Here is a 7,405-nt window from a genome sequence, read left to right on the forward strand (position 1 = left end):
CACTGAGTTTGATGCGACCCTTGGGCTTGCTCAAGGAGGTTACCAATTCCTATATTTGGATTACGCTAGCTGATAATCTCTGTAACCTGGGAAAACTCTCTAATTTTTTAAGCCTGAGTAGTTACATAATATTGGTGTAAATATTGGTGAAAAACAATATTTACGGAAACAACACGTTGCTCACGGACTCGGAGGCTACCCCAGTTTGCAGATAGCTGGCATAGCCACGCCAAAAGTCAGGATGATCTGTAGCTTCTAGCTGCCAACTGGGATTTGCTTCGTATAGCTGCGCCAACTGCTCTGCCATCTCAAGAATTGGCGACTGAACTGCATCGGGTAGTGTCATAAACCATTGCTGTACCTTTTGACCCATTATTACTGGATCTTCATCTGAGCTGATCGATAGATTTCCAGAATTCAAATTCATCATCAAGTAGAAATATCGCTCATAGGGTTCGGGATATTCTGGCTCAGTGGCAATGACTTGGCTGTACAGATCGAGCGCCTGTTCTAGATCCTCACCTTGGTCGTACAGACGATTTGCGATCGCCCAAAGCTGCTCAGTAGCGGATGCAGGCTGCACCGTTACCTGGCACCAGCGTTCGTCGGCTGGGTTATCAGAAGGTAATGACGCCTCGGGCACATCTTCTTCGCCAAGCAACTCAATCTGTGGTGAGGGCACTATCCGATAGCGATAGTGTCCAGCATCCTGTTCAGTAAACTGCACCACGACGCTGTCGCTATAGGGCGTTTGGGTAATGTAGTCTGCGAGTGTTAGATCAAGGCGCGGGCCGCTAATAAATTCTGGGATGCAAGATGGTATCGGATTGTCAGGACTGGTTTTTACATTAATCGAGATGGCGTCTCCGGGTTCAACATCAAAGCTGTATATCTCATCGGCATCGAGCCTATTCTCACCGGCAGGTGCTGATAGCTCTAGGCCCAGCAGGGTGGGAGAATGCATGGGTACCGCTGCAGGTGTCAAAGCCAGCAAGGGGAACAACGGGACAAAAGCGTAATTTTTTATCATAGAACTCGCAGCTATAGCATTATTTGAGAAACAAGATGGGTTAATGGTTTACGGAAAAAACTATAGGAGATTGAAAGTTAGTCACTGGTCTGACAGGTGGCTGGCGCTGAGCGACCGGAGCGCTCGGCACTGAGGTAAACAATTTGAAGTTGAGAGGGGGTTGCCTGGGTAGTCCGTAGGCTGGCGTAAAGGCCGTACAGAATCACTTGGCAGTACTTCGGAAGGAGACTGTTCAGCTGACTTTTATAGCGGACATTTATGGCATGAATTTTAATCCAGAAGTTTCACCTTTTAATATGCCAGAGCTGAATGCTGATTGGGGATACCCCTTGGTTTTAGCGGTGATGCTGGTGATCGCCCACTGAGAGGCTGACGGCTTAGTGATCTTTTTTTGTCTCCGTACTCTTTGCGTCCGGTACTAGGGTGTTTTGTATGGCAAAAAGGGCGGCCTGGGTGCGATCGCGCACCTCCAGCTTTCGTAAAATGGCATGGACATGCACCCGCACAGTGCCCGTTGTGATGCACAGTTCCTTGGAGATTTCGGGGTTACTTTTGCCGACTGCCAGCAGCGCTAAAATCTCCTGTTCCCGCTGGGTTAAAGGAGTGGTGAGTTGATTGACTTTAGCGGGAGGCATGGGCTTAGCCAGAAAAGCTGTACGGATTTGTTGAGTGCTGCAGGCATCCCACCAGGAAGCACCAGCCGCGACCGATCGCAACGCCAAAATCAACGTTTCGGCCTCGATTCCCTTGAGACAAAAGCCACTAGCACCCACACTGACTAACTGCTCGATCAAGGGCTGTTGAGAATGTGACGTCAGAATGAGAACCGGTAGATTGGGATGCTCCCGCCTTATTTTCCGACAGGTTTCTACCCCCCCAATGCCGGGTAGGCCAACATCCAACAGCACGATATCAAACGGTTTTTGGTTGATGAGCTCAAGGGCACTTTCGCCGTCAGTGGCTTCGTCTACCAAATGAAGCAAAGGCTCTCGCTGTAAGCGGGTTAATAGCCCAAGACGAAACAGTTCATCGTCTTCAACGAGCAGAATTCTTAAGGGGCTGCCGATGTTCATATGCCGTAGCGGAGGGTAAACAAAAGTAGAAAATCGCCCCATGGGGCTGACAGTTCTGTGCCCAAATTCTACCGTTATGAGCCTCAATAATTTGCCGACACAGGTAAAGCCCTAAACCGGAACCATGGGCATTCCGGTCGCTGTAGCCCTGATAGAACCTATCAAAAAGATTGGCCACTTCATCCGCATGGATGCCAGGGCCGCTGTCTTGTACCTGTAGCAGATGATGCTCTTCAATGGTCCTTAGTTCTGGGAGCACCTGTGTGTGACGGGGGGCGTGGTTAATGGCGTTAGTGAGTAAATTTTCGAAGACCCGCCGCAGTTGCAGCTGGTCACCATGCACCCAAAAGCCCTTACCGTGAGTAGTCAGCGTAATTTTAATTTGGCGAGATTGGGCCAAGGGGGCTAAGGCCGCCACCGTATCTGTAAGGAGGGGGTGTAAATCCACGAGATCTAATTTGAGTCCTAAGCCTTCGGCATCATTGCGATAAATGTCGAGCATGGTTTCGACCAGCTGCAAAGTCATCTGGTGAGAACGCGACATCATCCCTAAGACTTTAGATTGCGCTGTGCTAACTGGGCCAAACTGCTCGGCACTGAAAGACTTAATGGTCTCAATGGCACCTAGTAGAGGCGTTTTGAGGTCGTGGGTGAGGGTAGCGGCAAAGTCTTCGCGCATGATAGCAAGCTGTGCTTGCGTTTGAATATGGGCTTGCTGTCGGGCAATCTCGGCTTCGTACACATGGCTGCGATCAATTAAATAACCCGTTACCAGCAAGGCCACGACTGCAATCACCCGGTTCGCGACGGTAGTAAGGGCATTGAACTCCTGACGGGGAAAGACCAGGTTGATGAGTGTCAGGATCACAGCGGCGAAGGTCACGGCCATTACCTGTCGGCGACTCAGCTGACGATGGGCTAGTACAATGGCCCCTGTGTATAAATAGCTAAAGACCAAGGCGGTTGAGGAAAACCATTCCAAAAGGATGATTAATCCAAAAATAGCTAAAATAAGGCCATAAAGAGACTTCCGTTGTTGATTGAGCTGTTTTTCGTGAATCAACGGCTGATACATGAGGAAAATACCGGACGGTTTGGAGCACGCCATATTATTAAATCCTATTGATACCTTGTTTGTCGTCCTTAAAAGATGCTGGGTTTAGGTTTTATCCCCTTTCTATATCTTCTGATATAGAAACGTTTATTCTTTATTAGTGGTATTTTCGGCTGCCGCTCGTACATTTTTTCCCTATCTATCTATATCTGCTGATATACCTGAGTGGGGAAAGTGTTGGTGCTTAAATATATTGCCTGATAGATTCCCGAACCACCATAGTCGGTCACAATGAGAACTGTTTGATAAAGCTTGTGAAAAATGACAGCTGTTGTTTTACTAAGCCTTGGTTTTAAGTTCTTTGCTTGATGTAGATCAGATATGGTAGAAACTTCACCGCTGCACACCCCCTCGTCATTACCTAAAAAAACCGCTTTTCATACCCTGTCTTACGAAGAAGCTTTACAACAACTTAAAACAACTGAAAAGTTTGGGCTCACGACAGAACAAGTCGCCGAGCAGGTTCGGCGCTATGGCTTGAACGAGCTACTGGAGAAGACTGGTCGCAGCCGCTGGGCAATCTTTCGCGATCAGTTTACCAATATTATGCTGCTGCTGCTGATGACGGTGGCAGTCGTCTCGGCGGTGCTGGATTTTCAGTCGAAAACATTTCCTAAGGATGCGATCGCAATTTTTGCGATTGTTCTTTTAAACGGCATTTTGGGCTACTTGCAAGAGAGTCAGGCCGAAAATGCCTTAGCTGCCCTTAAACGGCTTTCTTCGCCGAGGGTGAGAGTGTTGCGCGATGGTAAAGTCTCTGAGGTTGACGCGAAGGCGCTGGTTCCTGGCGACGTTATGTATCTTGAAGCCGGAGTACAGGTCGCAGCTGATGGCCGACTATTAGAAGCGGTTAATTTGCAGGTGCAAGAAGCTGCCCTGACGGGAGAGGCTGTTGCTTCGGGGAAGCGAGCCAATGTACTGCTACCCGAGAATTCTCCTTTGGGTGATCGCGTCAATATGGTATTTCAGGGGACCCAAGTTCTCCATGGTCGTGGCCTAGTGGTGGTGACCGCCACTGGTATGCAAACCGAGCTGGGTAACATTGCGGCGCTGCTGCAAGGGGTAGAGGCCGAGCCTACGCCACTGCAGGCACGAATGACCCAGCTGGGCAATGTGCTGGTCAGTAGCTCGCTGGTGTTGGTCGCGATTGTGGTTGTCGGCGGTGGTTTTTTTCTGGGATGGGATCGGTTTACCGATCTGTTAGAAGCGTCGTTGAGTATGGCCGTTGCTGTAGTGCCTGAGAGCCTACCGGCTGTGATTACGGTGACGCTGGCTTTGGGCATGCAGCGGATGGTTCGCCGTCAGGCGCTGATTCGCCAGCTGCCAGCGGTTGAAACGTTGGGCTCTGTGACCGTAATTTGCTCGGATAAAACCGGCACCTTGACCCAAAACAAAATGGTGGTGCAGGTCGTTTCTACCAGTGATCAAGACTTTGCAGTCAGGGGTGATGGCTACGAGCCCAAAGGTGAGTTTGAGCTGTTGGATCCAACGGGCGACTGGCCCAAGTCTGTCAACTTGGCAGCACTGCCCATTAGCTTAAATGCGCTGCTGATTGGTAGTGTGGTTTGTAACGATGCCGTGCTACAAACCGAGAGGGGTGAATGGGTGGTGTTGGGCGATCCGACGGAAGGGGCGATGCTAACCCTAGCAGGCAAGGCCGACTACCTTCAGCATACTTGGGCTGAGTGGCTGCCTCGGGTAGGTGAAGTGCCTTTTTCTTCTGAGCGAAAGCGCATGAGCGTCATCTGCGAGAATCGGATACCTGACGATGCCCCTGTCATAAAAAATCTCTCTTCTCTCGCAAAATCACCCTACTGTATCTTTATGAAAGGCTCGCCTGAGGGTGTTTTGGCGCGCTGTACGCATCATCAGCAAGCTACCTGTGTGGGTGAGCTTACCGATCGACTACGGGAGGACATTAACGATCGCAACGAACAACTTGCGAGTAAAGGATTACGGGTGTTGGGACTGGCTTATAAGCCCTCGCCAACGGGCGCAGACACCACTGAAGCTGAAGCTGAGACTGGTCTGGTTTGGCTGGGGCTAGTGGGCATGATGGACCCACCGCGGCTAGAAGTGAAAGATGCGGTCATTCGCTGCCAAACGGCGGGCATTCGGACGGTGATGATTACCGGTGATCATCAGCTTACGGCCCGGGCCATCGCGAGTAAACTCGGCATCTTACAAGCCGACGATCGGGTTGTTACCGGGCAAGATATTGATCGCATGACGCCTGAGCAATTGGTTAGAGAGGTTGAAGAGATCAGCGTGTATGCTCGGGTAGCGCCAGAGCACAAGCTCTCCATTGTCCAAGCCTGGCAAAAGCGGGGCGAGATTGTGGCGATGACTGGAGATGGAGTCAATGATGCGCCGGCGCTGAAGCAATCGGACATTGGTATTGCGATGGGTATCGCAGGCACTGATGTGAGCAAAGAGGCCGCAGATATGGTGCTGCTAGATGACAACTTCACCTCAATTGTGGCAGCCGTTGAGGAAGGGCGGATTGTGTATGACAACATTCGTCGGTTTATCAAATATGTGTTGGGTAGCAATATCGGTGAGGTGATTGTGATTGCCTCGACGCCTCTGTTAGGACTAGCGGGCATTCCCCTCTCTCCACTACAAATTCTCTGGATGAACTTTGTTACCGATGGCCTGCCTGCCTTGGCACTGGCCATGGAAAAAGGAGAGCCCAACGTGATGAAGCGATCGCCCTACCAGCCCCGAGAGAGTATTTTCGCTAGGGGACTTGGCTTATACATGATGCGAACGGGCTTGGTGTTAGCGATTGTCTCCATCGGGCTGATGCTGTGGGGCTATAGCTATACCCACCAGCCGGGATATGCTCGCGACCCTAATACTTGGAAAACCATGGTCTTTACCACCTTGTGTTTGGCCCAGATGGGCCATGCCTGGGCAGTGAGATCGCAGCACCAACTCACCATAGAACTCAACGCCTTTTCCAATCCGTTTTTATTCTGGGCCGTTTCGCTCACTACCCTGTTGCAGCTCTTACTAGTCTATGTACCTAGCTTTAGAACCTTCTTCAATACCTACTGGCTAAGCCCCACAGAACTACTCGTTTGTGTTGGGTTTAGCGCCCTTGTTTTTGTTTGGCTAGAAGGCGAAAAACTTTTTTTGAGAGTGATGCAGCAGCGAAAAATTAAAAAATTAAATATTTAGTCTCCGATTTACCGATTTTTTAAAGGTGGGCACGCCGCTTAACGGTATTATGGCCCTGATTACAACGTCACTGATTATTTTGTTCTACGGCCTTTGCGGAGACTATGTTGTTATGCAGCTTCAACTTTCTCAAGACTTGCGAGTGCTCTTAGAAAAACAGCGAGATCGACCGCTCACCTTGGGCGATATGTTGGCTGAAACCTCTGAACGTAGCTTTTCGCTGATCATCAGCTTTTTAGCCCTACCTTTTCTGTTTCCTATGCCACCTGGCATCAGTACGGTTCTGGGGTCTGCCTGCCTGCTGTTATCCGTGCAAATGGTCATCGGACAGCCTGCCCCTTGGCTACCGCGTAAAATCGCCGCGTTTCAATTTCCGCCCACTTTTGTGCTTCAACTCATCAAAAATTTAGAACGATTGCTAAGCTGATCGAAAAAATCACCCGGCCGCGATGGTCGAGATTCTCTCAAAACAGTGCCGTTTGGAGAATCAACGGTGCTTGTTTAACTTGGCTAACAATATTACTTATGTTACCGATTCCATTTACCAATCCAGTTCCGGCCTTCGGCATGTTACTGTTATCTATTGCCAGTTTAGAAAAAGATGGACTGCTGATGTTCTTGGGATATGGTGTAGTCGGTATAAACACGGCTTTGTTTGGTACGATTGCCTATCTCCTCTGGCGCTCGCCTGATTTCATCCAACAGTTTCTATAGGAATTCGCCGATGCTGAGCAAGATAACTAACAAAGTAAGGCTAAAAAAATCATGATAGATTTTAATCACTTCTACGTTAAACACTGAGAACTTTCTTTGCAAACGTTTCTCAAGAGGCATTCCTATTTCTTAGCAACGCACCTATTTTGTCACTATAAACCGGCAAGGCACTGGTTCCGCCAGGTGGGTCAGCGTAAAGGCATGTTGTATATACGATAGACGATAATAGGTTCAGCAAAAGCTGATCTAATCTGGGTGGTGTTATGGATCTATTTTCTCATCCGTGTCCTT

General features: G+C 49.4%; 4 protein-coding genes and 2 pseudogenes. 3 read left to right on the forward strand and 3 right to left on the reverse strand.

The window, feature by feature from the left end; translation table 11 throughout:
- Positions 1–160: 160 nt before the first annotated feature.
- Complete coding sequence (locus VB741_RS14265; protein WP_323365854.1) at positions 161–964, reverse strand: hypothetical protein; 804 nt, start codon at positions 962–964, stop codon at positions 161–163.
- Positions 965–1,263: 299 nt separating this feature from the next.
- Here VB741_RS14265 and VB741_RS14270 point away from each other — a divergent pair.
- Positions 1,264–1,395: pseudogene (locus VB741_RS14270) on the forward strand (CorA family divalent cation transporter); the annotation flags it as partial.
- 12 nt (positions 1,396–1,407) lie between these two features.
- Here VB741_RS14270 and VB741_RS14275 read toward each other — a convergent pair.
- Complete coding sequence (locus VB741_RS14275) at positions 1,408–2,103, reverse strand: response regulator transcription factor (RefSeq protein WP_323365856.1); 696 nt, start codon at positions 2,101–2,103, stop codon at positions 1,408–1,410.
- Positions 2,066–3,211 (reverse strand): sensor histidine kinase, encoded by a 1,146-nt coding sequence (locus tag VB741_RS14280; protein ID WP_323365857.1) that lies wholly within the window; start codon positions 3,209–3,211, stop codon positions 2,066–2,068. Before VB741_RS14280 ends, VB741_RS14275 begins: the two co-directional genes overlap by 38 nt.
- 327 nt (positions 3,212–3,538) lie before the next feature.
- Here VB741_RS14280 and VB741_RS14285 point away from each other — a divergent pair, with 327 nt between their 5' ends.
- Together VB741_RS14285 and VB741_RS14290 are read left to right on the forward strand one after the other, a co-directional pair.
- Entirely contained in the window at positions 3,539–6,400 is a 2,862-nt protein-coding gene (locus tag VB741_RS14285) for a cation-translocating P-type ATPase (RefSeq protein ID WP_323365858.1), read from the forward strand.
- 112 nt (positions 6,401–6,512) lie between these two features.
- Positions 6,513–7,114: pseudogene (locus VB741_RS14290) on the forward strand (exopolysaccharide biosynthesis protein).
- Positions 7,115–7,405: the final 291 nt, after the last annotated feature.

Source organism: Leptothoe sp. PORK10 BA2 (assembly GCF_034932105.1).
Taxonomy (GTDB): domain Bacteria; phylum Cyanobacteriota; class Cyanobacteriia; order Phormidesmidales; family Phormidesmidaceae; genus Leptothoe.

Bases quoted from the DNA above. Each gene is read 5' to 3' on its own strand.
- VB741_RS14265 (WP_323365854.1), bottom strand. From the start codon at position 964: ATGCATTCTCCCACCCTGCTGGGCCTAGAGCTATCAGCACCTGCCGGT.
- VB741_RS14275 (WP_323365856.1), bottom strand. From the start codon at position 2,103: ATGAACATCGGCAGCCCCTTAAGAATTCTGCTCGTTGAAGACGATGAA.
- VB741_RS14280 (WP_323365857.1), bottom strand. From the start codon at position 3,211: ATGGCGTGCTCCAAACCGTCCGGTATTTTCCTCATGTATCAGCCGTTG.
- VB741_RS14285 (WP_323365858.1), top strand. From the start codon at position 3,539: ATGGTAGAAACTTCACCGCTGCACACCCCCTCGTCATTACCTAAAAAA.